General features: G+C 64.6%; 27 protein-coding genes. 9 read left to right on the top strand and 18 right to left on the bottom strand.

Translation table 11 applies throughout. The features are described from left to right. Positions 1-11: 11 nt before the first annotated feature. Complete coding sequence (gene rhaM / locus AWB65_RS10280) at positions 12-326, bottom strand: L-rhamnose mutarotase (RefSeq protein ID WP_087667057.1); 315 nt, start codon at positions 324-326, stop codon at positions 12-14. A 148-nt stretch (positions 327-474) separates the two neighbouring features. Here rhaM and AWB65_RS10275 point away from each other — a divergent pair, with 148 nt between their 5' ends. Further along, positions 475-1,425, top strand: coding sequence for a LysR family transcriptional regulator (locus AWB65_RS10275; RefSeq protein ID WP_087667142.1), 951 nt, complete (start codon positions 475-477; stop codon positions 1,423-1,425). Here AWB65_RS10275 and lra1 read toward each other — a convergent pair. From lra1 to AWB65_RS10255, 4 genes are all read right to left on the bottom strand, one after another. After that, the gene (lra1, locus tag AWB65_RS10270; RefSeq protein WP_087667056.1) at positions 1,412-2,194 is read right to left on the bottom strand and encodes an L-rhamnose 1-dehydrogenase Lra1; all 783 of its coding nucleotides are present in this window, start codon (positions 2,192-2,194) and stop codon (positions 1,412-1,414) included. The genes AWB65_RS10275 and lra1 overlap by 14 nt on opposite strands. A gap of 10 nt (positions 2,195-2,204) precedes the next feature. Next, on the bottom strand, positions 2,205-3,383 hold the full coding sequence (gene rhmD / locus AWB65_RS10265) for an L-rhamnonate dehydratase (RefSeq protein ID WP_087667055.1): 1,179 nt from the start codon (positions 3,381-3,383) through the stop codon (positions 2,205-2,207). A gap of 31 nt (positions 3,384-3,414) precedes the next feature. Beyond that, a complete protein-coding gene (locus tag AWB65_RS10260) occupies positions 3,415-4,737 on the bottom strand; it encodes an MFS transporter (RefSeq protein WP_087667054.1) in 1,323 nt (440 codons plus the stop codon). A gap of 88 nt (positions 4,738-4,825) precedes the next feature. Then, entirely contained in the window at positions 4,826-5,578 is a 753-nt protein-coding gene (locus AWB65_RS10255; protein ID WP_087659563.1) for an SDR family NAD(P)-dependent oxidoreductase, read from the bottom strand. Positions 5,579-5,780: 202 nt separating this feature from the next. Here AWB65_RS10255 and AWB65_RS10250 point away from each other — a divergent pair, with 202 nt between their 5' ends. Continuing rightward, positions 5,781-6,071 (top strand): hypothetical protein, encoded by a 291-nt coding sequence (locus AWB65_RS10250; protein ID WP_087667053.1) that lies wholly within the window; start codon positions 5,781-5,783, stop codon positions 6,069-6,071. 203 nt (positions 6,072-6,274) lie between these two features. Then, entirely contained in the window at positions 6,275-7,129 is an 855-nt protein-coding gene (locus AWB65_RS10245; RefSeq protein WP_087667052.1) for a helix-turn-helix domain-containing protein, read from the top strand. A 7-nt stretch (positions 7,130-7,136) separates the two neighbouring features. Here AWB65_RS10245 and AWB65_RS10240 read toward each other — a convergent pair whose 3' ends face one another. The 4 genes from AWB65_RS10240 to AWB65_RS10225 all read right to left on the bottom strand — a co-directional run bounded on the left by AWB65_RS10240 (position 7,137) and on the right by AWB65_RS10225 (position 11,810). Next, positions 7,137-8,942: an ATP-binding response regulator gene (locus AWB65_RS10240; RefSeq protein WP_087667051.1), complete on the bottom strand. Its 1,806-nt coding sequence runs from the start codon at positions 8,940-8,942 to the stop codon at positions 7,137-7,139. Beyond that, positions 8,939-9,421: a putative pterin-binding protein gene (locus tag AWB65_RS10235; RefSeq protein ID WP_087667050.1), complete on the bottom strand. Its 483-nt coding sequence runs from the start codon at positions 9,419-9,421 to the stop codon at positions 8,939-8,941. The genes AWB65_RS10240 and AWB65_RS10235 overlap by 4 nt, the downstream gene beginning before the upstream one ends. Beyond that, a complete protein-coding gene (locus AWB65_RS10230) occupies positions 9,421-11,058 on the bottom strand; it encodes an ATP-binding domain-containing protein (RefSeq protein ID WP_087667049.1) in 1,638 nt (545 codons plus the stop codon). The genes AWB65_RS10235 and AWB65_RS10230 overlap by 1 nt, the downstream gene beginning before the upstream one ends. A gap of 80 nt (positions 11,059-11,138) precedes the next feature. Continuing rightward, complete coding sequence (locus AWB65_RS10225) at positions 11,139-11,810, bottom strand: glutathione S-transferase (protein ID WP_087667048.1); 672 nt, start codon at positions 11,808-11,810, stop codon at positions 11,139-11,141. Positions 11,811-11,940: 130 nt separating this feature from the next. Here AWB65_RS10225 and AWB65_RS36650 point away from each other — a divergent pair, with 130 nt between their 5' ends. Next, the gene (locus AWB65_RS36650; protein WP_181505566.1) at positions 11,941-12,111 is read left to right on the top strand and encodes a hypothetical protein; all 171 of its coding nucleotides are present in this window, start codon (positions 11,941-11,943) and stop codon (positions 12,109-12,111) included. A gap of 52 nt (positions 12,112-12,163) precedes the next feature. On the opposite strand, the gene AWB65_RS10220 is transcribed toward AWB65_RS36650, so the two are convergent. The 6 genes from AWB65_RS10220 to AWB65_RS10195 all read right to left on the bottom strand — a co-directional run bounded on the left by AWB65_RS10220 (position 12,164) and on the right by AWB65_RS10195 (position 17,376). Then, a complete protein-coding gene (locus AWB65_RS10220) occupies positions 12,164-12,577 on the bottom strand; it encodes a response regulator (protein ID WP_087667047.1) in 414 nt (137 codons plus the stop codon). Between the two features lie 323 nt (positions 12,578-12,900). Then, a complete protein-coding gene (locus AWB65_RS10215) occupies positions 12,901-13,626 on the bottom strand; it encodes an AraC family transcriptional regulator (RefSeq protein WP_235007580.1) in 726 nt (241 codons plus the stop codon). A gap of 169 nt (positions 13,627-13,795) precedes the next feature. Continuing rightward, a complete protein-coding gene (locus AWB65_RS10210) occupies positions 13,796-15,070 on the bottom strand; it encodes an FAD-dependent oxidoreductase (protein WP_087667046.1) in 1,275 nt (424 codons plus the stop codon). Further along, positions 15,067-15,315, bottom strand: a complete 249-nt coding sequence (locus AWB65_RS10205; RefSeq protein WP_087667045.1) for a (2Fe-2S)-binding protein — start codon at positions 15,313-15,315, stop codon at positions 15,067-15,069. The genes AWB65_RS10210 and AWB65_RS10205 overlap by 4 nt, the downstream gene beginning before the upstream one ends. After that, the gene (locus AWB65_RS10200) at positions 15,308-16,426 is read right to left on the bottom strand and encodes an NAD(P)/FAD-dependent oxidoreductase (RefSeq protein WP_087667140.1); all 1,119 of its coding nucleotides are present in this window, start codon (positions 16,424-16,426) and stop codon (positions 15,308-15,310) included. The genes AWB65_RS10205 and AWB65_RS10200 overlap by 8 nt, the downstream gene beginning before the upstream one ends. Continuing rightward, a complete protein-coding gene (locus tag AWB65_RS10195) occupies positions 16,423-17,376 on the bottom strand; it encodes a 4-hydroxyproline epimerase (protein WP_087667044.1) in 954 nt (317 codons plus the stop codon). Before AWB65_RS10195 ends, AWB65_RS10200 begins: the two co-directional genes overlap by 4 nt. A gap of 187 nt (positions 17,377-17,563) precedes the next feature. Between AWB65_RS10195 and AWB65_RS10190 the strand changes: the two genes are divergently transcribed. Continuing rightward, positions 17,564-18,469 (top strand): dihydrodipicolinate synthase family protein, encoded by a 906-nt coding sequence (locus AWB65_RS10190; RefSeq protein ID WP_087667043.1) that lies wholly within the window; start codon positions 17,564-17,566, stop codon positions 18,467-18,469. A gap of 60 nt (positions 18,470-18,529) precedes the next feature. Here the strand turns inward: AWB65_RS10190 and AWB65_RS10185 are convergent, their stop codons facing one another. Continuing rightward, the gene (locus tag AWB65_RS10185) at positions 18,530-19,264 is read right to left on the bottom strand and encodes a response regulator transcription factor (protein WP_087667042.1); all 735 of its coding nucleotides are present in this window, start codon (positions 19,262-19,264) and stop codon (positions 18,530-18,532) included. Between the two features lie 404 nt (positions 19,265-19,668). Here AWB65_RS10185 and AWB65_RS10180 point away from each other — a divergent pair, with 404 nt between their 5' ends. The 3 genes from AWB65_RS10180 to AWB65_RS36310 all read left to right on the top strand — a co-directional run bounded on the left by AWB65_RS10180 (position 19,669) and on the right by AWB65_RS36310 (position 23,100). Beyond that, positions 19,669-20,970 (top strand): MFS transporter, encoded by a 1,302-nt coding sequence (locus AWB65_RS10180; protein ID WP_087667041.1) that lies wholly within the window; start codon positions 19,669-19,671, stop codon positions 20,968-20,970. Positions 20,971-21,095: 125 nt separating this feature from the next. Continuing rightward, on the top strand, positions 21,096-22,541 hold the full coding sequence (locus AWB65_RS10175) for an MFS transporter (RefSeq protein WP_087667139.1): 1,446 nt from the start codon (positions 21,096-21,098) through the stop codon (positions 22,539-22,541). 403 nt (positions 22,542-22,944) lie between these two features. Next, complete coding sequence (locus AWB65_RS36310) at positions 22,945-23,100, top strand: hypothetical protein (RefSeq protein ID WP_159907594.1); 156 nt, start codon at positions 22,945-22,947, stop codon at positions 23,098-23,100. A 246-nt stretch (positions 23,101-23,346) separates the two neighbouring features. On the opposite strand, the gene AWB65_RS10170 is transcribed toward AWB65_RS36310, so the two are convergent. Beyond that, a complete protein-coding gene (locus tag AWB65_RS10170) occupies positions 23,347-23,619 on the bottom strand; it encodes a hypothetical protein (protein ID WP_087667040.1) in 273 nt (90 codons plus the stop codon). A gap of 91 nt (positions 23,620-23,710) precedes the next feature. Then, positions 23,711-24,541, bottom strand: coding sequence for a helix-turn-helix domain-containing protein (locus AWB65_RS10165; protein ID WP_087667039.1), 831 nt, complete (start codon positions 24,539-24,541; stop codon positions 23,711-23,713). Positions 24,542-24,674: 133 nt separating this feature from the next. Here AWB65_RS10165 and AWB65_RS10160 point away from each other — a divergent pair, with 133 nt between their 5' ends. Next, complete coding sequence (locus tag AWB65_RS10160; RefSeq protein ID WP_087667038.1) at positions 24,675-25,052, top strand: nuclear transport factor 2 family protein; 378 nt, start codon at positions 24,675-24,677, stop codon at positions 25,050-25,052. The last annotated feature ends 156 nt before the right edge of the window (positions 25,053-25,208 follow it).

Below are 25,208 nucleotides of genomic sequence, written 5' to 3'. Positions count from 1 at the left end.
GAAAGACAGGTTCAGGGAAGATGAAAGACAGGAACGAGCGGCGTCGTGACGGGCGAATTGTCCGCGTTCGTCTCCATCAGCTCGGCCATGTAATCCCACCATTTGCGCATGATCGGAAGTTGCGGCAGCGCATCGGTCGAATGCGATGCTTCGCGCTTGAACGTGGCAAACAGATGGTTCGTCGATTCGTCGAGAAAGATCCAGTAATCGCGAATGCCGGCAGCGACGAGCGCGTCGGCGAGCACGGGCCATATCTCGCGATGGCGCCGTTCGTATTCATCGCGTTTGCCCGGCTTGAGCGTCATTCGAAACGCAAGTGTCTCCATTGCGGGCCGCCCTTTGATCGTTTTTTCGACCGTTGAAAGTATGTTTATCCAGGCTCTTGTGCTGCGACTATAATGCGCCGACCGATAACATCACAATCCGATTGCAGGATTGGCCGATCGCAAAACCGTATCGCTCGAGCGCGCCGCAATGAACGAAAACGTCTCCCCGCTTGCACTCGTCAACCGCCTCAAATTCAAGCACCTCGCGCTGCTCGTCGCGCTCGACGACGCCCGCAATCTGCACCAGGCCGCCGATGCGATCAATGTCGCGCAGCCGAGCGCGAGCCGCATGCTGTCCGACATCGAAGAGGCCTTCGGCTTCCTGCTCTTCGAGCGCAACGCACGCGGCATGCAGCCCACGCCGCTGGGCACTGCGACGCTGGCGTACGCGCGCCGCTCGCTTGCGGACCTGACGCGCTTCGCTGCCGACCTCGACAGCAAGCGACGCGGCGGCCACGGCCAGTTGACGGTCGGCGCGATCATGGGCGCGGCCCCCGATGTTCTGGCGATGGCGGTGACCGAGCTGAAATCCGAGCGGCCGCTCCTCAACGTGCGCATCCTTGGCGAAACCAGCGACCAGGTCGTGCAACTGCTGCATCGCCGCGAAGTCGATCTTGCGCTCGGACGCCTTACCACACCGCTGCAACACAACGACTTCGATTTCGAGCCGCTCGCGCGCGAAGCGATGCGGCTCGTCGTGCGCGCATCGCATTCGCTCGCGGGCAAGGCGCCTCTCTCGCTCGACTCGCTCATCGCGTGGCCCTGGGTGCTGCAACCAATCACGAGCCCGGCGCGCGGCCTCTTCGAAGAAGAACTCGCACGCGCAGGGCTTTCGTCACCGTCGAACGTGGTCGAATGCGCATCGATCTTCGCCACGCTTCAACTGCTGCAAAACAGCGACGCCGTCGCGATGCTGCCTGAATCCGTCGTGCGCGATTATTTGCGCGCACACTTGCTGATCGAATTGCCCATCGAGATCGGCAAGAGTCTCTCGGGCTTCGGCCTCTTGCGCCGCAAACATGAAACGCTGAGCGAGCCCGCCGAATACTTCATCGCGCTGTTGCGCAAATACTCGGCGGCATCGCTTACTGCAGGTTGACGAACAAGCCGCCATCGACGAGCAGCGACGCGCCTGTCACATAGCGCGCGCGATCGGAGGCGAGAAACACCACGCATTGCGCAACGTCGTCGGGGGCGCCGAGCCGGCCGAGCGGGATGCGCTTTTCCATGTACTCGCGCTTCGACGTATCGGCGAGATCGTCGGCATTGAGGTCGGTCGCGATCGTGCCCGGCATTACCGAGTTGCAGCGGATGCCGTAAGGCCCAAGCGCAATCGCGCACGACTGCATCAGCGAATGCACGCCTGCCTTGGTTGGCGTGTAGTGCGTCTGCATGCCGCCGCCGACGAGCGCGCTGATCGAACTCGTCGCGACGATCGCGCCGCCCGTCCCCTGCGCCTTCATCTGGTTCGCGACCGCCTGCGTCACGTAGAACGCGCCGTTCAGATTGACCGCGACCGTCGTCTCGTAGACCGATGCGGGCATGTCGAGAAACGCATGAAACGGGCAGATGCCTGCGTTGCTTGCGAGCACGTCGACGTGTCCGAACGCATCGACCGTTCGCTGCACGAGCTCGATGCCCGTCTCGCGCTCCGCGACGTTGCCTTCGACCGCGATCACGCGACGCCCCAGCGCCTCGATTTCGCCGACCACTTCCTCGACCGCCGAAAGCCGTCCATACGATTTGTCGTTATCGCCCCAGTAATTGAGCGCGACGTCCGCACCCTCCTTCGCGCAGGCCACCGCGATCGCGCGTCCGATACCACGCGAGCCGCCGGTGACGATTACGACCTTGTCTTCAAGCAACACGATGTTTTCCTCAGTGTGAATAAGGCCGCGTCAACGCACATTCCGGATTCAGCCGCACGCCGAAGCCCGGCGTCTCCGGCACCTTCATGCGGCCGTTCACGGGCACGGGTTCGTCGAGCAGAAGCGGTGTGAACATCGGCACGACTTCATCGGCCTTGGGCGCCATCATCAGGAACTCGGCGAACGGCGAGTTGTGACGCGTAACGACGAAGTGATAGCTGTACACCGACGAGCCATGCGGCACGACGAGCACGTTATGCGCGTCCGCCAGCGCCGAAATCTTGATGAGCTCCGTGATGCCGCCGCACCAGCCCACGTCCGGCTGAATCAAATCTGCGCATCCCATCTCGAGCAGCATGCGAAAGCCCCAGCGCGTCGCCTCGTGCTCGCCGGTCGTCACCATCATGCCGCGCGGCACCGAGCGGCGCAGTTCGGCGTAACCCCAATAATCGTCTGGAGGAAGCGCTTCTTCGATCCACTTCAGGCCGTGTTCGCGCGCGGCGTTCGCCAGGCGCTTCGCATAGGTCACGTCGAGGCTCATCCAGCAGTCGAACATCAGCCAGAAGTCGTCGCCGACTTTCGAGCGCATGTCCGCGAGCTTCGCGATGTTCTTCGCCAACCCTTCCTCGCCTTCGGCAGGACCGTGCTGCAACGGCATCTTCCCGCCAATGAAGCCCATCTCCTTCGCGAGATCGGGGCGCGCGCCCGTCGCGTAGAACTGCAGCTCGTCGCGCACGGGTCCGCCGAGCAACTGGAACACCGGTTCCTTGCGCACCTTCGCGAGCAGATCCCACAACGCGAGATCGACGCCCGAAATCGCGTTCAGCACGATGCCCTTGCGCCCGTAGTAGAGCGTCGCGAAGTACATCTGGTCCCACATCTTCTCGATGTCGGTCACGCGCTGGCCTTCGAGAAAGCGCGCCAAATGCTTCTCGACGATGAACGCGCCGACTTCGCCGCCTGTGGTCACCGCGAAGCCGACAGTGCCGTCGCTTGCTTCGATTTCGACGACGAGCGAGCCGAGCACGTTGATGCCGAACGACTGGCGGCTCTGGCGATACTCGGGGTAGCGGGCCATCGGCGTGGAAATGTGATCGTCGATCCAGTGGCCGGCGCCCTGGTCGTGATAATCGGCGCCGCCGCCCCGGACGGTGAAGGCGCGCACTTGCCGGATGGTTGGCATGGACATGATGATCGGACTCCGTTTGTAGGATGTGTGGTTATGACGCTTTGGCGGCTTTGCTTTGCCGCGCAAAATCGGCGGCTTTCGGCTGGCGCACGAACACGACGATCACGAGCGCCGCCAGCACGCTCGCCACGCCGAGCACGACGAGCCCCGCACTCTTCGATGCATACGCCTGCTCCGCCGCCGTGCGCAGCATCGGCGCGACGAAGCCGCCCAGGCTGCCGAGCGAATTGATCAGCGCGATACCGGCCGCGGCCGCTGCGCCGGCGAGATAACGCGTCGGGAAGGTCCAAAAGAGCGGCTGTGCGCTGATGAAACTGCTCGCGGCGAAGCAGAGCGCGATCATCGAGACGAGCGGATGGCTCGCGAGCCCCGACACCGCGATGCCCGCGCCGGCGATCACGAGCAGCGTCACCGCGAGCCGCCGATGCAAGCCGGTGCGATCGGCGTAGCGCGGCACGAACCACGTCACGACGACGGCGCACAGCCACGGAATCGCGGTCACGAGGCCGACTTGCAGGCCGACTTTCGTGCCGAGGAGCGCCGCGACCTGTTGCGGCAGATAGAAGATCACGCCATACACCGCGATCTGGATGAGGAAGTAGACGCTCGAAAGAATCAGCACGCGCACGTCGACCAGCGCGCCGAGCACGCTATGCGGTCCGTGCGAGCCGGCCGCGCGTGCATCATGTTCGATGCGCGCGGTGAGCAACTGGCGCTCGTCGTCGCGCAGCCATTTCGCCTTCGACGGCTCGTTGTCGAGATACCAGAACGCCCACACGCCGACGATCGACGCCAACCCGCCTTCGACCACGAACAGCCATTGCCAGCCCGCAAAACCGAGCGCGCCATGCAGATCGAGCAACAAGCCCGACAGCGGACTGCCGAAGATGAACGCGAGCGGCGCGCCAAAATAAAAGACACCGAGCGCACGCGCGCGTGCCGATTGCGGAAACCAGCGCGTGAGGTAATAGACGATGCCGGGAAAGAATCCCGCCTCCGCCACGCCGAGCAGAAAGCGCAACACGTAGAACGTGGTCGATGAATGCGCGAACGCCATCGCCGCCGAGACAAGGCCCCACGTCACCATGATCCGGCACATCCAGAGCTTCGCGCCGACGCGATGCAACAGAAGGTTGCTCGGCACCTCGAAGAGCGCATAGCCGACGAAGAACACGCCCGCGCCGAACGCGAACGCGGCGTTCGAGAGCCCCGTGTCCTGCTGCAGCGCCTTCTGCGCGAAGCCGATGTTCGCGCGGTCGAGAAACGCGAGCACATACATCAGAAGAAGAAAAGGCAGCAGGCGGCGCATGACTTTGGCCGTGACTGCATCCTCCGCGCGTTGCGGATCGCTCATGCTTGTCTCCAGTGCCGGCCACAGTCAGCGCTTTGGCGCTTACCGTGGCCCCATGCAAGATGCTTGCTGTTTTTATGCAGGGCGGCGATCAGTACGTCGCGCGTCCGCCTGAAAGGTCGAACACGGCGCCCGTGCTGAACGCGCAATCCTCGGACGACAGCCACAGGATCAGCGACGCCGCTTCGTCAGGCTGGAGAAAGCGGCTCATCGGAATCTTCGAGAGCATGTAGTCGATGTGCTGCTGCGACATGGAATCGAATATTTCGGTCTTGGCCGCGGCCGGCGTGACCGCGTTGACGAGGATGTTCTTCGTCGCGAGCTCCTTGCCTAGCGACTTCGTGAGCCCGATCAGCCCGGCTTTCGAGGCGCTGTAGTGCGACGCGTTCGGGTTGCCCTCCTTGCCCGCCACCGACGCGATGTTCACGATCCGCCCGTAGCCGTTCTTCAGCATGTGCGGCACGATCGCGCGGCACGTGAGGTACGGGCCGATCAGGTTCACGTCGATGACACGGCGCCACACGTCGGGCGCGAGTTCCCAGGTCGTGCCGTTGCCGCCAGTGATGCCCGCGTTGTTCACGAGCACGTCGATCTTGCCGTGTGCGGCGAGCGTGTTCTGCACGGCGGCTTCGACGGAGGCCTCGTCGGTGAGCTCGACCACTGCCGTGCTGACTTTGCCCAAAGGTGCGAGTTCGTCGCTGGCGCGTTGCAGGCGCTCGGCGTCGATGTCCCACAACGCGACCTGCCCGCCCGATTTAAGCGAGCGCTGAGCGACGGCGTAACCAATCCCGCGCGCGCCGCCCGTGACGACGACCGTCCGTCCCGCCAGATCGATCTGGTTCATGTGTGTCTCCTTCGTTGTGTAGTTGGATTTCGAGTTGAAACAACTATAGAGGCCCGGCAATAGCGGAACAATTCGTCTTCCAGATGGCGTGATAGCGAAAGTGGATCGCATGCCGCGGACGCGGCACGACGATTGCAGTAGACAAACTGCGTAGTCGCATCGACCTCGCATGCGACTTCCAAATCAACTCAAGGAGATAACCATGAAACACGCTACGAAAAGCATGCTGATATCAGCACTTGTGCTGGGCCTGTCCGGCGCTGCCTTTGCGCAGGGCGCGGGCGGCGGTGCGGGCGGCGGATCGGCGGGGGGCAACGGCGCGGGCCAGGGCGGCACCGGTATGTCCACGCCCAATGCCAACGGCACGACAGGCTCCAACTCCACCGCGAGCGGCGGCAACACGATGGGACAGTCGAAGTCCTCCGGCATGTCGCACAAGAACATGAAGAAGAAAGGTTCGTCGACGATGGACGCCCCCGCTTCCGGCGGTTGATCGTCATTGGCTGTGAAGCCCGCGCGCGGCCAGTGCGCGGGTTCGAAACGGGGCACGCTCGTACCCCGTCCAGCACCGCGTTTTTTGCGATCTGTCAAACCGCTTTACAATGTGGCGGCATTCGATAACAACACCCTGCCGTGCGCGCATCGTCTGCACGCTGCCCAAGCAGGAAATCAAGCGCTCTCACCGTCGAATCGGCAATGGTCACTGAAACATCTTCATCGGAATCGCTCGCTGTCGCCGAGCGCGTGCGCGAGCTCATGAGCCGTCATGGTATCGGCAAGCGCCAGCAGACCGCCGAGCTTTGCCGCATCCTCGATCTCAGTTTTTCGCAGGGTCATCGGAAGCTGCGCGGCAACAGTCCGTGGACACTCACACAGATCCGCCGCGTCGCCGATGCCTTCGACGAACCCGCGCTCCAGCTTTTCGATGCAAAGAATGCCGATGTCGACGACACCGAAGGCACCGCGCACGACGCCGTGTTCAAGCTGGGATCGGCGGAGATTCCGTGCATGGCGTGGGTCGGCGCGGCGCTCGATGCGGGCAGCCGGCCCGATTTCATTGCGCAAAAGCTGAACAACCGCTGGCTCGTGACCAAGCATGAAGGCGTGCTGCTGCACGCTGCTTTCGACGTTCACAAGATCGAGATTCAGCCGCGCCGCGCCGATATGGAAAAGCCGGTGATCGCGGTCGTCGACGATGATCAGGCTTCCGCCGATAACCTGCACGACTACCTGGAATGCACCGGCTACACGGCGATCGCGTTCTACAACCTCGACGCGTTCCTCGAATCGCTGCAGACGCAGGTGTTCGACGCGGTCGTGATCGACTGGCTGTTCGGCGTGCATACCTCCGCGGGCGCGATCCGCGCGGTGCGCGAGTCCGACAACCCGGACGCGCCCGTCTTCGTTCTCACGGGCGAACTGACGACCGGCAAGGCAAGCGAATCGGATATCAGCCAGGTGATCCGCGATTACAACGTCGCTTGCTTCGAGAAGCCCGCGCGGCTGGCGATTCTCGTCGCTGATCTTTCCAAGCGGCTATTGCGCTCGTAAAAACCGCTCAGGAAATTCTCCGCGTCGCCGACACCGCGCGTGCCACGGCGCTTCTCAGCACCTCATAGCGCACCGGCTTCAGCAAATAATCGAAGAACAGAATGGCCGCGCCCGGATCGACGAGTTCCGGCGCGTACGCGCTCACCGCGATGATCGGCACGCTCGCGCCCGAGTCGAGCCGTCCGCGATATTCGTTCGCGAACGAATATCCGTCCTTGCCCGGCATGTGCAGGTCGGCGAGGATCACGTCGGCCTCGTTCGCAGCGAGCCAGGCGAGCGCGCTGTCCACGTCGCCCATCGCCACGACGGAATAGCCGAGGTGCGTGAGCATTTCGCTCAGCGATTCGCGGATCGATTCATGATCGTCGATCACGAGGACGCGCGATTTCTGCATCGGTTCGAGATCGGCGGCAATCTCGCGGCTTTCCGGCAGGCTTTCCACCGACGGCGCCGGCAAACTCACGCGAAACGCCGCGCCCTGCCCGACTTCGCTCGACACTTCGATCCTTCCGCCCAGCAGATTCACCAGCCCGCGCACGACCGCGAGCCCCATCCCGGCGCCGTCGAAACGCCGCGTGCTCGACGAATCGAGTTGCGTGAACTCCTGGAAGATCAGCGGAAGCTGCTCGCGCGCGATGCCCGGGCCGGTATCGATCACGGAAATATCGAGACGCTCTTCAAGGTGCTCGAAGCGCACGTCGATGGAGCCGGCGTCGGTATATTTGATCGCATTGGTGACGAGGTTCGTCACGATCTGCCGCAGCCGGTGCGGGTCAGATTCGATCAGCCCGCGTGGCCCGACGAACTGCCCGCGCAACGCGAGCCCCTTCGCGGCCGCGGCCGGCGTGTTCGCATCGACGATCGAGTCGAGCAGTTCGATCGGCTCGAACACCGATATTCGCAGTTCGAGCTTGCCCGCGCCGAGTCGCGCGTAATCGGTCAGGTCGCGCATCTGCGCTTCGAGATGGCGCGCGCCGGTTTCCAGCCGCTGGATGATCTTGCGATCGGCGTCTTCGTGCAGGTTCAGCCCGAGCAATTCCACCGACGATACGATCGCGTGCAGCGGCGTGCGCAACTCGTGGCTGATCATGCCGAGGAACGTGTCCTTCGCGACGCTCGCCTCGCGCGCCGCGCGCGTCGCCTGATGCTCGGCTTCGAGCGCGGCGCGCTGCTGGTCGATCAGGCGCGTGCGTCGATAGCCGTTGAGCAGCAGCAGCGTGGTCGCCGCCGCCGACAGCAGCGCGAGCAGAATGCCGCCGTAGATCAGATAGCGGCGCTTGGTCTCGAAGTCGCTCACGATGTGCTCGCGCTCGGCCACGTCCACCATGCGGCGGCCGTTGGACAGCTCGCTCACCGCCGCGAGGTTCTGACGCAGCACGCCGGTGATGCGCAGCGTTCGTTGCGGCTCCGTCCGGATGTTCTCAACATCGCCCGAGATCGACGCGAGCGCCGTGCCGAGCTGCCGCACGATCTCTTCCTGACGGCTTCTCAACGGCTCGTGCTCGGCCAGCATCTGCGTCGATGCAGCGGCCACGTTCAGCTTCGACTGGAGAATTTCGTAGCGCAGCATCACGCCGGACGCGTCCTCGTCGATGCCATTGCGATACAGCAGCACCTGATTCGCGAAGCGCCCGTAGGCGATCTCCAGTTGCGCGGCGTCCCAGTAGAAACCGTCGTACGGAATGATGACTTGCGGCGGCTGCTTGACCAGCAGGCCGGTATAGAGCATGTAGGCGACCGCGCCGATCGGCGGCGCGATCGCCAGCGCGATCAGGGCCGCGTACCAGAGGCGTCGCAGCGAGGGCGCCTTCATTTGAGAATGAGCGCTTTCACCTGCCACACGAATTTCGCGTCGGCCAGCGCGCCGGTCAGTTCGGACGGGTACGCGTCGCGGGGATAGATCAGAAAGAGCGGGCCGAAGTCACGCACCTCCAGCCGCTTGCCGTTCATGCTGTACGCGAGGATCGCGCCGTAGCGACGCGCGTCGGCGACAGTCACGCTCACCGTGTAGTCGTCGAGTGTGCGCAGTTCCACGACGTCGCCCGTCGCACCGACGCGCTTCAGCACGTCGGTTACGAGCGGGCCGGTGAAGGTCGACTTGGGCGTCCAGCGCGTCGAGGTCGTGATCGTGTGCACGGGCAGGCCCAGCAATTCCGTGTCGGTCATGTGATAGACCGTGTGCGAGACGTCGTTGCTCCTTGTAATTTTTCCCTGCACGTCGAGCGCGAGCGGCGTAGCGTGGGCAGCTTGGGCCATCACAACGAAAAAGAAGCAGAGCAGCCGCGGTTTCATCAGCGCGCCTCGTCGAAAGCCTTCGCGGCGCGTTCCGATGCCACCACGATCAGCTTCATGGTCGCCCGCGTCGAGCCGACAAAAAACTTGCGCGCGGCCTGTTCGTCGAGTGCGTCGAAATCGACTTCGGTCAGGATCACGCACGGCGCCGACTGCCCCTTGAAGCGGTAGATCGATTCGAGCAGCACGTCTCCCTCGCGATACTCCGGGTTGCCGAACAGGTCGTAGCCGCCGGTGAAGCTGCGCAGCCGATGCGGCCCGAGATGCTCGACGGCCGTCAGCACCGAGCCCTCGCGCCCGCGAAACGACAGCACCGCGATGTCCTGCTTCCTGAAGCCGAGCGAGAGCGCCTGCGTGATCGCGCGCTTGGTCGCTTCGATGACTTCTTCAGCGTGGCCGGGCGCGTAGGTCGAAACGCTCACTTCCGAGCCGTCGAACGGGCTGCCCGCGTCGAGCCGCACCCCGCGCCCGACGATTCGCCGGATATACGCGAGCAGATCGCGTGGACTGCGATAGTTGGTGGATTCGCGCAGCGTGGTCCAGCCGGGCAGCGGCACGCTTTCGCGGAAGTACAGGTTCTGCATCGGGTCTTCGAGCCACCACCACGCGCCTTCGGGCTTGAGCAGCCGCGCGAGCGCATCGACCCACGCGGCGTAGAAGTCCTGCCCTTCGTCGACGATCAACACGTCGAATTTCCAGTGCTCCGGCACCGGCACGTTCGCGAAGCGTTCTTCGAGCGTCGTGAACACGTTCGGCTGGCTGAAGTCGGGTGGACTTCCGGCATCGCGCGCGACCGCCGCGCTCAACTGGTGATAGTTCGCGATCTTCGCCTCGGGCGGCGCGACGAGCCGGATGTGATCGGCGAGCGGCCGGTTGAAGCAGATGTACAACACGCTCTTGCCCTTCGCTACCGAATCGCGCATCACCTGCACCGCGAGCTGCGTCTTGCCGGAACCCGCCGTGCCGATCACCCGCAGGCGAAACGGCTCGAATTCAAGGCGTCGCGCCCACGTCGCAAGGCCGCCCGACAGGCGCGTGACGAGCATGTCCGCCTGCCCGACGAGCGCGTTTGTGTCGGGCGTGAGCGCGAGTTCATCGGCGAGAAAATGGTGGATGCGCGCGGCCGAATCGAAGCGCGGTTCGTCGGGCGGAAGGATTTCCAGCACCACGGAAGCGAGCTTGCGCTTGCGGCTTGCATCGACGATGCGCGCGGCCGGTACGCCCGCGATCGACGCGTCCTTCACCGTGTAGTCCGGGCAATACAGCAGCTCTTCGATGCGATACGTGCCCGCGCCGAACGCGGCCGTGAAGCGCCGATGGAGGTTTTCGAGCGTGCGCGCGAGCTGGATTGCGACGTTGCGTTCCTTCTGCAGATAGACCTTGACCAGCCCGGCGCTGGTTTCGCGCAGGAACCCGGCCTTCACTTCGATGACGAGCACGCGTCCCGACGGCGCGACGACCACGAAATCCGCTTCGCCGAAAACAGAAAACCCTTCGTTGATGCGCGTCCAGTGGACGCCGTGATAAACCGTGTAGTCGTCGGGAAGCTTTTCGAGCAGCGAGAGCGTCTCGATTTCGCGAACGGCGGCGCCGGTTGCTTCGAGGTTTTTCCAGTCGTCGGGAACGATTCGAGCCATGCTCAGCCTTTGCGATCAACGCGCTACGTGAATGACGTGTGCGCCATTGTACGCAACGCGCTTCGCTCGCCGGAGCGGTGTCAATCGGCGAAATCGTACTTTCCGCCGCGTTCCAGCGCGCGCCGATACGCGGGCCGCGCGTGGATTCTTTCGAGGAATGCGCGAATGTGCGGCAGCTTCTTCGCACCCGCCCGGTGGCTCGCGGCTTCGAGCGGGAAGCTCATCTGGACGTCGGCCGCACTGAATTCGTTGCCGGCGAACCATTCCGACTTCGCGAGTTCGCCTTCGACGTAGCCGAAGTGCAGCTTGAGCTGCGGATCGATAAAGCTGCTCTGCATCGTCGCGGCGATGCGGCGCGCGACCGGCTTCACGAAGAATGGCATCTTTGCGCTGCCGATGCGCAGCGCGACGAGCTTGAGCAGGAGCGGCGGCATCGCCGAGCCTTCCGCGTAGTGCATCCAGTAGTTGTAACGCACGCGTTCGGGCGATACGCCGGGCGGCGGTGCGAAGCGGCCCTGCCCGTAACGGTCGACGAGATACTCGATGATCGCGCCCGACTCGGCGATGGTCATGCCGTCATCGGTGACGATTGGCGACTTGCCGAGCGGATGCACGGCGCGAAGCTCGGCGGGCGCGAGCATCGTCTTCGGGTCGCGCTGATAACGCTTGATTTCATACTCGACGCCGAGTTCTTCGAGCATCCAGAGCACGCGTTGCGAGCGGGAGTTGTTCAAGTGGTGGACGATGAGCATGGGGATGGGATGGAATGATGTTTGCAGAGCACCTTCCGGCGCCGCTGAACTTATCGCCGCGCAAGCGTCGAACAAGGGAAGGCCTTTCAATAATCACGAAAGACAACGACAGCATGAAAAGGAGAATTCGATGACCCTCGTCATTTATCTGGTGGGCTGGCTGATCTTCATCGGCGGCGTTGCGTGGGCGCTCGTCTCGATGCACGTCGCGCAGCACACGATCTTGATCGTCTGCGTGATTCTGCTCGGCATCGCCGTCATTACGGGCGCCACGCGAGCGCGCAACCGCGACCGGTCATAACCGGGTTAGCAAATAAAGCAGAAGGGGCGCCGCGGCGCCCCTTCTTCATGGCTTACGAAAGCACGCGCGAATTCAGCGAATTGTGGATCAGCGTGACGAGTTCATCCGGATGAGCGGGCTTCGTCATGAAATGCTGAAAGCCCTCGCCAATACTTCGCAATCGATACTCGTCACCGTTGTGGCCCGTCAGCGCGATCGCGACCGAAGGCGGCAAGTTGCCGCGAATCTCGTAGTCGCGCAAACGTTGTATCAGGTAGAAACCGTCCATCATCGGAAGGTCGATGTCGCAGATCACTGCATCGGGCATGAGGCGGATGGCGGTCTCGGCGCCCTCCTCGGCATCGGCGACGGCAACGACATCCGCGCCTTCCTCCTCCAGCAACATCTGCAACGCTTCCCTGCTCTCCGGATCGTCTTCAATCAGCACGATCCGGGCATGCCCCAGTCTTGCTACTTCGTTCATCATTTTGTTTTCAAACTGCCAAAAGCGGAATTCATATGCAAGCGATTCTACTGCGTGGCCGCTCGACCCTCCGTGTATCAGGGTCGCGACATGGATTCCGGCAGCACCATTGTTGATCGGTTGATGGGCCGCGCATGGCCGGTGCGAAGCTAGCGCGGTGCCAGGACACGGAGGTGTCCCGCATCTCTTGCAGCAAAAAGCAGGCCGGGATGGTCACGCGCCGCAAAGCCTTGTGGCGCGGGCGTCGGCGGGCTTCGCGCACACCCTGGGGAGGCGTCGATAAGTACGATCGTGTAATTCCGGGATGATCGTGCCCGCTTTTCTCGTCAGACTTTTTCGGACGTCGCGGCGGCGTGGAGAATCGAACGATATTCGGTGGGCGTGACGCCGACCGTCGCCTTGAACTGACGCGTGAACGCGCTGTGGTCCGTGTAGCCGCAGAGCGCGGCGACATCGGTGACCTTGTCGTTCGTCACCAGCAGCGCGGTCGCGGCATCGAGTCGCGTCTTCAAGAGCACCTGGCGCGGCGTCAGATGGAAGACCTTATGGAAATAGCGCTCGAGCTGCGCGATCGACATGTTCGCCATCGACGCCAGTTGCCGCATGTTCAGCGGCTGCACGTAATTTTCCTGGATGTGCTGCACCACCGCCGCGAGCCTGCTGTAGGCCGGATGCGTGGCTTCGGCCGCCTGCAGGTCGCGCGAAATGCCGACGACGCCGATCACGTTCCCTGATGGATCGTGCAGAGGCTGCTTGCACGTCATGCACCAGCCGGGCTCGCGGCCCGCGTAGAGATGCAATTCGAGTTGGTCGATCAACTGATCGCCCTCCGCGATGATCGCCTTGTCCTGCGCCGTGTAGATGCGCCCGAAGCGGCGCGGAAACACGTCCTCGGCGGTGCGGCCGATCAGCGCCTGCTTGTCCTTCTGGCCGCAGCGTCGCGCGAGCGTGCGGTTCACCATCGCGTAGCGCGCTTGCGCATCCTTCACGAAGAAGACGACGTCGGGCAGCGCGTCGAACACGGGCGCGAGCAGCATGAAGTGCTGGAGCATCGCATCGAGCGTCGATGCGGCGGCCGGCGCGTGCAACGCGGCTACGCTGAGTTCGTCGGCGGGGCGGTCCATCGTGATCGTCAATTCGCGTCTCGCGGGCGTCGTCGGGTCGTGGGGAACGGCTGCGCTCGATTATAGGGGCGCGGTCCGGCGGTCAAAAATTGGGGTTTTACGCGTCGATGCCGGCCGCCGCGATCAGCGTTTCGATGCGCGCGGGCGCCAACGGCGGGCGCGGGGCGGCGGTGTCCCAGCCGAAATACGTCGCGGCCGCCGCGCCGCAGACGCGCCCCTGGCACGGTCCCATGCCGCAGCGTGTATGCAGTTTCGCGTCGCGCCAGTTCGCGTGGCTCCCGACTGCGCCAACGCTCACGTCCTCGCAGCGGCATAGCAACGTCTCCGGCGACGGCAGCGCGCAGGCCGCCTCGCCGAGTTCGAACGCAGCGGCGACACGCGCCGCGAAGCGCCGCCAGCGCTCACGCTCGCGACGATCCCGCGCGGCGCGCTCATCGTCGATGCCGAGCGCCGCGTACGCCGCGAGCGCACCTTCGACGCTCGCCAGTTCCATCCCGCCGACGCCCGTGCATTCGCCCGCCGCGAAAATTTTCGTGACGGTCGTGCGCTGGCTTTCATCGACGCGCACCGCGCCTTGCGCATCGATCTCGCAGCCGAGCGCCTGCGCGAGCGTCACGTTCGGCACGAGGCCGTAGCCGCACGCGATGCGGTCCGTTTCGATCAAGCGCTCATTCTTGCCGACGCGAATCGTCACCGCTTCGACGCGGTTCGTGCCGTGCGCCATCACGACGACCGCGTCAGCCACATATCGCGACCAGCCGATTCCGCGTAACAACTGCACCGCCTGCGCGAGCTTGGCAGGCGTCGCCGTCAGTGACACGCCAAAGCGCAGCAGGCGATGCCACGCCGCCTGCTCGACCACCGCGCGGACGTCGGCGCCGCGCGTGACCGCCGTCGCTGCCGCCGCGAGCAGCAACGGTCCGCTGCCCGCGATCACTACGCGCTCGCCTTTCACCGGCATCCCGCCCTTGATCAGCGCCTGCAAGCCGCCCGCGCCGGTGACGCCGGGCAGCGTCCAGCCGTCGAAGGGAAGCAGGCGCTCGCGCGCACCGGTCGCAAGCAGCAACTGCGCGTATTCGATGCACGCGGGCGCGTCCTCGCGTTCGAGCAAAAGCCGCTTGCCGCCGAGCGTCGCGATGGCTTTCGTGCCGTGCAGAAGCGTGATATTCGATCGCGGCGCGGTGTCGGCGAGCCAGCGTTCGAGCGGCTTCGATGGCGCGAAGCCCGGTCCCTGCCGCCAGATTTGCCCGCCGGCGCGCGGGTTGTCGTCCATCAGCGCGACCCGCGCGCCCGCGCTCGCGGCCACTTCGGCCGCGCGCAACCCCGCCGGACCCGCGCCGACGATAGCGAAATCGAAACGTTCGACGTTCATCGCGCGGTCTCGATCGCGAGGCCGTCGCGGCAGAGCGTCTGGCACGCGAGCACGTGAGCGCGACCGTCGATGCTCACGCGGCATTCCTGGCACACGCCCATGCCACACAGCGCGCCGCGCGGCTCGCCGGACACCGAACGGCGCGTTTGCAACAATCCGTGGATCGCGAGCGCGGCGGCGACCGTCGTGAACGGTTCGACGCTGACCTTTTGGCCGTCGATCGTTATGCAAACCGTATCAGCCATGGGCGTTCTCCATCGAGAAGCGGGCGGGGGAAAACGCGGCGGGATCGATCGGGCAATCGTGCTTCAGCATTTGTGAGACGAGCAGTTTTGCCGTGCCGAGCGACGTCGTCACGCCAAGTCCTTCGTGCCCGACAGCCAGCCAGACGCCATCGGAATACTCGCCGACCAGCGGCAATCCATCCGGCGATGCCGCGCGAAACCCGGTCCACGCGCGGATCGCGTTCATCGCGGGCAAGTCCGGCAGATATCGCGCCGCGCGGGCAAGCATCGCGCCGAGTACCTCCATTTCGACGGCGCCATCGAGCGTGCCGAATTGTCGCGACGATCCGATCAGCAGTTGCCCGGTCGGGCGAGGCTGTGCATTGAACGCGACCGACGTGCCGGTCGCATGATGCGCGCTTTTGATATAGCCGAGTTCGAGCAGTTGATGGCGGATCACGCCGGGATAGCGGTCCGTTATCAGCAGATGGCCTTTTTTGGCTTCGAGTTTAACGCCTGAAATCAAGTCGCGCGCAGCAAGCCCGTTGGCGACGACCACATGCGTCGACGTGCGCGTTTCGCCAGTGGAAAGCGTCACGCGGCCGCGCTCGATCCTCACGGCTTCGCACCCCGTCGATACCCGGATGCGCCCCGCATGCGGCGATTGCGTCAGCAGCCATTCGGCAGCACGCGGCGCGTACACGATGCAATCGTCCTCGATCAGCAAGCCGCCCTGCATCGCGTGACTCAGCGCGGGCTCGCTCGCGCGCAACGCGGACGCATCCAGCATTTCCGCCCGCACGCCCTGCTCGGCGAACGCCTGCTGCATGTCGCGCGCGGCGGCGAGTTCCTCATCGTCCTCCGCGACCCAGAGCGTGCCGCAGCGCGCGAACGCGTCGCACGCGCGCAGTTGCGGCGCGAGCTCGAGCCACAAGTCGCGTGAATAATGCGACAGCGCGAATTCCGCCGGCGAATCGTTCATCACGACAATGTGGCCCATGCCCGCCGCCGTCGCCCCGCCGCCGATACCGCGCGCATCGAGTACCTCGACGTCGAGGCCGTGCGCCGCGAGTTCCGTCGCGCACGCCGCGCCGACGATCCCAGCGCCAACGACGATCGCATCCACGCTCATCGCGCGCCGCTTTTTGGGATGCCCCACGCGAACGGATCGCGCTCGTCGAAGCAGAGGCGGCCTTCGCCCATGATGTGCGCATGGCCGGTTATCGTCGGGATGACCTCTCCGGCGTCGCTCAACGCGTAGCTCGCCTCGAATACGCTGCCGATCACGCTCTCCTGCCGCCACACGCCGTCCGGAGCGAGCAGGCCGTCGGCGGCGAGGCACGCCACTTTCGCGCTCGTGCCGGTGCCGCATGGCGAGCGGTCGTAGGCGCTGCCGGGGCACAGCACGAAGTTGCGGCTGTCGATGCCCTCACGCGGCGAATCCGCGAACAATTCGATGTGGTCGATGTACGCGCCATCCGCGCCCGTGATGTGCTGCGCGTGCAGCGCGTCGCGGATGGCGTCCGTGAACGCGGTGAGCGACGGAATCCGTGCGGGCGCAAGTTCGCGCCCATGATCGGCGACGAGGAAAAACCAGTTGCCGCCCCACGCGATATCGCCCGTCAGCGGGCCGTGGCCCGGCACATCGACCTCCACCGCCCGCCGATGCCGGTACGCCGGCACGTTGCGCACGCTGACGCTGCCGTCGTCGTTGAGCGTCGCCTCGACAATGCCGACCGGCGTCTCAATCCGATGCCGCCCCGGCGCGATCCGTCCCATGTGCGCGAGCGACACGACGAGCCCGATCGTTCCGTGCCCGCACATGCCGAGATAGCCGACATTATTGAAAAAGATGACCGCGGCGGCGCACGTGGGGTCGTCGGGTTCGCACAGCAGCGCGCCGACAATCACGTCCGACCCGCGCGGCTCGGTGGCGATGCCCGCGCGCCAGTCGTCGAATTGCGTGCGAAAGACGTGAAGCCGTGCGCCGAGCGCGCCGCGCCCGAGGTCCGGCCCACCCGACACGACGAGGCGGGTTGGCTCACCGCCCGTGTGCGAATCGATGATGTCGAGGGTTTTCATGCCGTTATCGTAAAAACGCGCGCGCGAAGCGTCTTGGCATGGCTAGCCGGATTTGATGACGATTTCAGCACAACACGACGTGCCGGGAAGCTATGCCGAAATCGGCACGCGAGACGCAAGATTTGCGCAAGACGTGGCCTTTTGTGCTGCTTAAACTTGGCCGTACATTCACTTGAGGAGAGGCGCCGTGGCGCATATCTGGGAAGGCGTGATCCCCGCCGTCACCACCAAGTTCAACGCGGATTTCAGCATAGACCGCGTGTGGACGAAGAAGAACATCGAAGCGCAGATCGATGCGGGCGTCGACGGCATCATCGTGTGCGGATCGCTTGGGGAAGCCTCGACGCTCTCGCTCGACGAAAAGCTCGACGTGCTCGACATCGCCGTCGACGCCTCGCGAGGCCGCGTGCCGGTGCTTCTGACGATCGCGGAAAACAGCACGCTAGACGGCTGCCGCCAGGCCGAACAGGGCGCGGCGCGTGGTGCGTCGGGTTACATGGTGCTGCCGGGGCTGCGTTATCTGTCGGACCGGCGCGAGACGCTGAACCACTTCCGCATGGTCGCCGATGCGAGCCCGCTGCCGATCATGGTCTACAACAATCCGCTGGCCTATGGCGTCGACGTGACGCCGAAGATGTTCGCGGAACTCGCCGAGGAGAAGAAATTCGCGGCGATCAAGGAATCGTCGGGCGACGTGCGCCGCATCACCGACCTCATCAACGAGACCGGCGACCGATACGCGCTCTTCTGCGGCGTCGACAACCTCGCGATGGAAGCGATCCTGATGGGCGCGCACGGCTGGGTCGCGGGGCTCGTGTGCGCGTTCCCGAAGGAAACGGTCGCGATCTACCGGCTGCTGCGCGCGGGGCGCGTCGAGGAAGCGCGCGCGATCTATCGATGGTTCGCGCCGCTCCTCGCACTCGATGTCTCGCACAAGCTCGTGCAGAACATCAAGCTGGCGGAAGCGATCGTCGGATTGGGGACGGAGCCGGTTCGTCCGCCGCGTCTGCCGCTTGCCGGCGACGAGCGCAAGGAAGTCGAAGCGCTGATCCGCCATTCGATCGAAACCCGTCCCGCGCTGCCTTCCCTCTGATCGCACGTTCGACGTGGTCAAGAAAAATGCCGTCTCGCGACGGCATTTTCAGTTTCAGCTTCAGGCGACGATGACTCCATCCGCTTCAAGCTCGGTCTCGATGGCTTCATCGCCATACAGATGAAGCAGGCGATAGCCGCTCTTGTACACCGGCTGCAGCCGGAAATGGTTCACCGGCTCGATTTCCAGCGCAAGGCGAAGCCGCGAGACGTGGCTGTCGATCGTGCGCGTGGTTTCGCGGAATTCGCGGCCCCATACCATCGCGAAAATGTGATCGCGCGACAGCACGCGGCCGACGTTCGAGAAGAACAGCATCGCGAGGCGGAATTGCGTGCCGCTCAACTGCACCGGCTTGCCGCGCACGGTGACGGTCTGCTGGCGCGCGTCGAAGCGATAGCAGCCGACTTCGAGGCTAGTCGACGTCTGTTGTGGATACGCGCGCCGCAACAGTGCCTCGACGCGCGCGCCGAATTCGGCGGCGCGCACCGGGTGGACGAGGAAATCGTCGGCGCCGGCGGTCAGCGCGCGCACGACGTTGTGCTCGGCGCCGTCGGCCGTCACGAACAGCACCGGCACGCGCTCACCGAAGCTCGAACGCACCGACTTCAGCAGATCGAGTCCGCAGAGGCCGGTGGAATGCCAGTCGAGGATCAGCATATCGACGGTGGAGCGCGAGAGCGCCTTGGACATCACGAGGCCGTCGCCGAACACGTGACAGGTATGGCCCAGGCGTTTGACGAGTTCGCCAATGAGAACGCGATGGGTGGGATCGGTTTGAAGTACGGCAACACGCATGAAATCGGGCCCGGTGAGTCTGAAGGATGCGGCGACGTTCGTTTCCCGGGGGCACCGAAGAATTTTCACGAGACCGTGCACAGAGGGCGGATTCTGAACAAGGGCTGTACCGTGTCCCATTAGATAAGTCTTAATTTTTTACATATAAACGGGGCCGGATGATGCGTGAGATGGAGCGTTTGCATACATCCTGTAACATCCGGAGCTTGGCAAAAAACTCCCGCCTTCGCGTGGCCAACAGCCCTTCATGAAGGAAGGTTGCGCCGCGGCTTCCCGCCGCGCCCGCAGCCGCGGTCCTGGCGCTCACCCCGCGCCGCATTTCCGCAGTCGGACGATGCCTGTTCCTGCGCGCACACACTAATTAGTACGGCGCGCGGCTTTTCCATTTACCGACTACTTCAACGATGCAAGCAACACCTTTGGGCGGCACCGTTCCCGCCGCCGGTCGCGCGCTCACGCGCAGCGACTACAAGACCCTGGCGCTCGCGGCGCTCGGCGGCGCGCTCGAGTTCTACGACTTCATCATCTTCGTGTTTTTCGCGCCGGTGATCGGGCAACTGTTCTTCCCCGCGTCGATTCCCGACTGGCTTCGCCAGTTGCAGACATTCGGCATTTTCGCGGCGGGTTATCTCGCGCGGCCGCTCGGCGGAATCGTCATGGCGCATTTCGGCGACCTGCTCGGCCGCAAGCGCATGTTCACGCTAAGCGTGCTGCTGATGTCCGTGCCGACGCTGCTCATGGGCCTTTTGCCGACCTACGCGTCGATCGGACTCATGGCGCCCGTGCTGCTGCTCGTGTTTCGGGTGATGCAAGGCGCGGCGGTCGGCGGCGAGGTGCCGGGCGCGTGGGTCTTCGTCTCGGAACACGTGCCGAACCGGCACATCGGCTACGCGTGCGGCACGCTGACGGCGGGCCTCACCGCCGGCATCCTGCTCGGCTCGCTGATCGCGGCGGCCATCAACAAGAACTTCGCGGCCGCCGAAGTCGCGGAGTACGCGTGGCGCATTCCGTTCCTGCTCGGCGGCGTATTCGGCCTCTTTTCGGTGTATCTGCGCCGCTGGCTGCATGAAACGCCAGTATTCGCCGAACTTCAGAAGCGCAAGTCGCTCGCGGCGGAAATTCCGCTGAAAGCCGTGCTGCGCGACCACGGCCGCGCCGTGATCATCTCGATGCTGCTCACGTGGATGGTGTCGGCGGCGATCGTCGTCGTGATTCTGATGACGCCCACGTTGCTCCAAAAACAGTTCCACATCGCTCCCGCAACCGCGCTGATCGCGAACTGCCTCGCGACGCTGTGTCTGACCGTCGGCTGCGTGCTGGCTGGCGCGATAGCGGGCCGGATCGGCGCGGGCAAGACGATTTTCATCGGCGGCATCGCGCTTGCGATCTCGTACTACACGCTGTTCCAGCAACTGGCCGTCGACACATCCGTGCTGCTGCCGTGGTACGCGTTCACCGGCTTCACGGTCGGCGTGATCGGCGCGATTCCGTTCGTGATGGTCAAGGCGTTCCCGGCCGTCGTGCGCTTTTCGGGCATTTCGTTCTCGTACAACGTCGCGTACGCGATCTTCGGCGGACTCACGCCGATCGTCGTCTCGCTGATGATGAAATCCAATCCGATGGCGCCCGCGCTCTACGTCGCGGCGCTGTGCGTCGTGGGCGCGGTGACGACGCTGTTCATCCGCAACGCGCCGGAAACGCGCTGAGCTTTTCCATCGGCTGAGTGAAATGGCGTGCCCGCGTGGCACGCCTTTTTTTTGCCGCGACGCCGCGCAGTCACGTTTCACCGCAGCCCGAAACATCGGACGCAGCGCATCCGTACGATGGCAGCATGAACTCGAACCTCACCTCCTCCCCCGCCGCGCTCAGTGCGCGCCAGATGCTGATCGTCGGCGCGACGAGCGTCGGTTTCGTCGTGTCGCAGCTCGATGTGTCGATCGTCAATGTCGCGCTCGCGAGTCTCGCGCACGATCTCCACGCGAGCCTGCCGAGCCTCCAATGGACTGTCGATGCCTACGCGCTCGCCTTCGCTTCGCTGATGCTCTCGGCGGGCGCGCTCGGCGACCGCTTCGGCGCGCGGCGCCTGTTCGTCGCGGGGCTCGCGCTTTTCGCGCTGGCGTCGCTCGGCTGCGCGTTCGCGGCCGACGCGCCGCAGTTGATCGCGGCGCGCGCGTTACAGGGCGTCGGCGCGGCGGCGATGCTGCCGAACTCGCTCGCGCTCCTCAACCACGCATGCGGCGACAACCGGCGCTTGCGCGCGCACGCCGTCGGGCTGTGGACGGCGGCGGGCGCGGTTTCGATAGCGGCGGGGCCGATCGTCGGCGGGATGCTGATCGCGGGCTTTGGCTGGCGCGGCATCTTTTGGGTGAACCTGCCGATTTGCGCGCTGGGGATTGCGGCAACCTGCGCCTGGGTCGACGACACACCGCACTCGGGCGATGCACGCAGTATCGATCTGCCGGGCCAGGCGCTCGCGGCGGTCGCATTGGCGGCATTCGTCGGCGCGATGATCGAGTTGCGACCGCTCGGGATCGCGCATCCGCTGGTATGGGGCGGGATCGCGCTGGCGTTGGTCGCGGGCGGCCTTTTCATCGTCGTCGAAAAAAAGAGCGCGGCGCCGATGCTGCCGCTCTCGCTTTTCGCCGACCGCACATTCAGCGCGGCCGTCACGTTCGGCGTATTCGCGAATTTGACCTACTACGGGATGGTGTTCGTGCTGAGCCTTTACTTGCAGCGCGTCCTTGGTCATACGCCGCTTGCCACCGGCCTCGCTTTCTTGCCGCTGACGGGCGGGTTCCTGCTGTCGAATCTTGCGAGCGGGCCGGTCGTTGCGCGCTTCGGGTCGCGCGGACCGATGATCGCGGGCGCGCTTCTCGACGCCGCCGGGTTCGCCGCGCTCGCCTTCGTCGATGCCTCGACGCCCACCATCGCGTTGGTGATCCCGTTCCTGCTGATTCCGTCCGGCATGGGCCTGGCCGTCCCGGCGATGACGACCGCCGTGCTCGGCGTGGTCGCCCGGGAGCGGGCGGGAACGGCGTCGGCGGTGCTCAATACGGCCCGGCAGGCGGCGGGGGCGATCGGCGTCGCGGCGTTTGGCGCGCTGGCCAGTCACGGCGCGGGTGGGGCAGAAGCGGCGCAGATCGTCGCGGGCGTGAAATGGTCGGCGGGGATTTCGGTGGGGCTTTTGATATGCGGGGCGTTGACGGCGCGGTTGGTAGCGGTGCGGCAGACAGGCGGCGAAGGTTCATCCGGGCGGGCGGCGCGGCTGGGGGAATGAGGGATTCTGGCGCGAATTGCGGGTTACGCGGCGTCGACGGCGCGGTTTTCTCGCGGCGCGGCAGAGCGTGTGGAGCGCGCGTGGCTTTGCGGCCCGTGCCGCGCCTCACAAGCCCTCGCGCGTATATCGCGCCTGACACATGAGTCCGCGCATGGCGTCAGCTGCGCGTATTGAAATGCAATCGGCCTCATGGCAACGGGCATCGCATGCCATGCGAAGCCTGTCGGATTATGCTTATCAACGATCGATGGCGTCAGCTCGCGTGTTTCGCAACCGCATACCGCGTGGCAAGCGCATATCGCGGACCGCCTGACGACACCCTACGCGGGAACGCCTGTTGCGCCATCGAATCCGCACACGCCGTGCAACGCCCGGTCCGCAGGCCGTTACGAGGATAGCCACCATGTCAACGCCACACGATCCCGGCCAGCCGCTCGATCCCGATCCCGACACCCTGCTCGATCCGGATGCCGCGCCGAACCCCGACGACCCCGATCTGCCCGACGGTCCCGATTCCGCGACGCCTTTCGCGCCGGGTGACGCCGTGACAGGCGCGTAGTTCCGTCAGCGCGCCCGGGATGAGCGCAAAAACGCCCGCACTGCGACACATCGCAGGCGGGCGTTTTAATCAAAGGGCAATACCAACGCAGGCTCGGTCCAGCGACACCTGCTCATGTTCGATCGCGGGCGCACACGCCAAAACGCCCGCACCGCGAAAATCCGCGTGCGGGCGTTTTAGGTACAAAGCGGGTCAAAAACGCCACAATCAGCCTAAAAATTTAACTTTCCGCGCAATCTCGAATTTCTAAAGACTCGTCGTCTGCACTTCACCCGTCTCCAGCGCCCGTTCGATCAGCGCTTCCTGCTGCGCCTTCCTGACCGCATCGGCGACGAAATTCTCCGGCGCTTCCACTTCCGCCCGAATCGCGCCGATGATGCCCGTCGCATCGACGATCACGAGCGATTCCGCCGAATCCGCGCGGCTGATGATCACGCGGTGCGGCCCTCCGCCGTCGGCGATGCTGGCGCAGAACTGCATCGGCTGCCCGCCGATGGTTTGCTCGAATGTCTGGATCATCGCTCTTTAGCCTCTGGTTGATTGAATGAGGAAACCTGCCAGCGTGTCGGTCGCAAGTCTTGTTCCATTGATCGGCACGCGCGCCGGAGGTTCAAATTTTGTAAGAATCGGCCTGGAGGGACTGGCGCAAGGCGTCGGCCGTCGCGGCATCGGCGGGAAAGAATGCCTCGATCGCCAGCTCCGACAACGTGATGTCCACCGGCGTGCCGAACACGGTCGTCGTGCTGAAAAAAGACAGCACGCCCGAGTGCATGCGCAACTGCAACGGGACGACGACCGCATTGGTTTCGCCGCCGTGCGTCGGCGCGCCGGCATGCGCGGGCGCCGGATACGCCTCCAGTTCGCGCAGCAGCGCGCCGAGCGTTGCGTCGCCGGAAACTTCCACCTGACGCCGCACGCGCGCAAGCAAATGCGCGCGCCACTCGTGCCAGTTGACGATCGCGTTGGCCAGTCCCTGCGGATGCAGGCTCAGCCGCAGCACGTTCACCGGCCCTTCGAGCAGCGACGGATCGGCGAGCGCGACTAGCGGCGCGATCGCGGCGTTGGCCGAAACCATCGTCCAGTGGCGATCGACGGCGAGCGCCGGATACGGCTCGTGCCCTTTCAGCACGAGTTCGACGGCCCGGCGCGCGGCCGACAATTGTGGATCGCCCAGATGGCGCTCGCGGTACAGCGGCGCGTAACCGGCCGCGACGAGCAGCGTGTTGCGCTCGCGCAGCGGCACGTCGAGTTGTTCGGCAAGGCGCATCAGCATCTCCCGGCTCGGCACGGAACGGCCCGATTCGACAAAACTCAGATGACGCGTCGAAACCTCGGCGACGCCTGCGAGTTCGAGTTGGCTCATGCGTCTGCGCTGCCGCCACTCGCGCAGCAGAGCGCCGACGGGCGGGGGCGGCGCGGCGTGGGCAAGGGTCGAGTTCATGAGCCGATCTTAGACGAAGCAGGCGAGCTTTCCATTACTCGCCACGTAATCGACAGCCCGCCGCCGGTTTCCGATAGTGGAGCCACGCAGACGCAAAACGCCGCTGCGCCAATGTCTACTCAAGGAGCCGAGCATGAACACGCAAGCCAATGTCCACGACACGTTGATCGATCGCTACTTCGAAGCCTGGAACGAAATCGACGCTGAACGCCGCGCGTCGCTGATCCGCGAGAGCTACGCATCGAACGCGTCCTACCGCGATCCGCTGTTGCGCGGCGACGGTCACGACGGCATCGACGCGATGATCCGCGTCGTCCACGAACGTTTTCCCGAGCACACGTTCCGCCGCACGACCAGCATCGACGGCTTCGCGAACCATTTGCGCTTCAGTTGGGAACTGCGCACGCCGGACGGCCAATCGATCGTGAAAGGCACCGACTTCGCCACCGTCGATGAAAACGCGCACATCGTCTCGATGACCGGTTTCATCGATGAAGCGCCCGGCATGTAAAAGTAAAAATTACCGCGCAAACGTTCCGCGTAAAGTTTCTCTGTCTATCCCCTAAATCTCCGATTAACCGGGCCGTTAAGAACAAAGACGACTTCGCGCGCCGAGCATGCCTGCAAATGCAGACCCACACGCAGACAGCCCGCCGCGCGAAGCCCT

This window comes from Caballeronia humi (assembly GCF_001544475.1).
GTDB lineage: Bacteria > Pseudomonadota > Gammaproteobacteria > Burkholderiales > Burkholderiaceae > Caballeronia > Caballeronia humi.
The sequence above is the reverse complement of the archived record's forward strand: the minus strand, read 5'-3'. Positions and strand labels throughout refer to the sequence as shown.

Excerpts from the sequence above, each read along its gene's own strand:
- AWB65_RS10205 (WP_087667045.1), bottom strand. The coding sequence starts at position 15,315 with ATGGCTGATACGGTTTGCATAACGATCGACGGCCAAAAGGTCAGCGTC.
- rhaM (WP_087667057.1), bottom strand. The coding sequence starts at position 326 with ATGGAGACACTTGCGTTTCGAATGACGCTCAAGCCGGGCAAACGCGAT.
- AWB65_RS10255 (WP_087659563.1), bottom strand. The coding sequence starts at position 5,578 with ATGAACCAGATCGATCTGGCGGGACGGACGGTCGTCGTCACGGGCGGC.
- AWB65_RS10180 (WP_087667041.1), top strand. The coding sequence starts at position 19,669 with ATGCAAGCAACACCTTTGGGCGGCACCGTTCCCGCCGCCGGTCGCGCG.
- AWB65_RS10250 (WP_087667053.1), top strand. The coding sequence starts at position 5,781 with ATGAAACACGCTACGAAAAGCATGCTGATATCAGCACTTGTGCTGGGC.
- AWB65_RS10195 (WP_087667044.1), bottom strand. The coding sequence starts at position 17,376 with ATGAAAACCCTCGACATCATCGATTCGCACACGGGCGGTGAGCCAACC.
- AWB65_RS10220 (WP_087667047.1), bottom strand. The coding sequence starts at position 12,577 with ATGATGAACGAAGTAGCAAGACTGGGGCATGCCCGGATCGTGCTGATT.
- AWB65_RS10185 (WP_087667042.1), bottom strand. The coding sequence starts at position 19,264 with ATGCGTGTTGCCGTACTTCAAACCGATCCCACCCATCGCGTTCTCATT.
- AWB65_RS10160 (WP_087667038.1), top strand. The coding sequence starts at position 24,675 with ATGAACACGCAAGCCAATGTCCACGACACGTTGATCGATCGCTACTTC.
- AWB65_RS10200 (WP_087667140.1), bottom strand. The coding sequence starts at position 16,426 with ATGAGCGTGGATGCGATCGTCGTTGGCGCTGGGATCGTCGGCGCGGCG.
- AWB65_RS10245 (WP_087667052.1), top strand. The coding sequence starts at position 6,275 with ATGGTCACTGAAACATCTTCATCGGAATCGCTCGCTGTCGCCGAGCGC.
- AWB65_RS10170 (WP_087667040.1), bottom strand. The coding sequence starts at position 23,619 with ATGATCCAGACATTCGAGCAAACCATCGGCGGGCAGCCGATGCAGTTC.
- AWB65_RS10225 (WP_087667048.1), bottom strand. The coding sequence starts at position 11,810 with ATGCTCATCGTCCACCACTTGAACAACTCCCGCTCGCAACGCGTGCTC.
- AWB65_RS36650 (WP_181505566.1), top strand. The coding sequence starts at position 11,941 with ATGACCCTCGTCATTTATCTGGTGGGCTGGCTGATCTTCATCGGCGGC.
- rhmD (WP_087667055.1), bottom strand. The coding sequence starts at position 3,383 with ATGTCCATGCCAACCATCCGGCAAGTGCGCGCCTTCACCGTCCGGGGC.
- AWB65_RS36310 (WP_159907594.1), top strand. The coding sequence starts at position 22,945 with ATGTCAACGCCACACGATCCCGGCCAGCCGCTCGATCCCGATCCCGAC.
- AWB65_RS10215 (WP_235007580.1), bottom strand. The coding sequence starts at position 13,626 with ATGCTCCAGCACTTCATGCTGCTCGCGCCCGTGTTCGACGCGCTGCCC.
- AWB65_RS10175 (WP_087667139.1), top strand. The coding sequence starts at position 21,096 with ATGAACTCGAACCTCACCTCCTCCCCCGCCGCGCTCAGTGCGCGCCAG.
- AWB65_RS10235 (WP_087667050.1), bottom strand. The coding sequence starts at position 9,421 with ATGAAACCGCGGCTGCTCTGCTTCTTTTTCGTTGTGATGGCCCAAGCT.
- AWB65_RS10275 (WP_087667142.1), top strand. The coding sequence starts at position 475 with ATGAACGAAAACGTCTCCCCGCTTGCACTCGTCAACCGCCTCAAATTC.
- AWB65_RS10165 (WP_087667039.1), bottom strand. The coding sequence starts at position 24,541 with ATGAACTCGACCCTTGCCCACGCCGCGCCGCCCCCGCCCGTCGGCGCT.
- AWB65_RS10240 (WP_087667051.1), bottom strand. The coding sequence starts at position 8,942 with ATGAAGGCGCCCTCGCTGCGACGCCTCTGGTACGCGGCCCTGATCGCG.
- AWB65_RS10230 (WP_087667049.1), bottom strand. The coding sequence starts at position 11,058 with ATGGCTCGAATCGTTCCCGACGACTGGAAAAACCTCGAAGCAACCGGC.
- AWB65_RS10210 (WP_087667046.1), bottom strand. The coding sequence starts at position 15,070 with ATGAACGTCGAACGTTTCGATTTCGCTATCGTCGGCGCGGGTCCGGCG.
- AWB65_RS10260 (WP_087667054.1), bottom strand. The coding sequence starts at position 4,737 with ATGAGCGATCCGCAACGCGCGGAGGATGCAGTCACGGCCAAAGTCATG.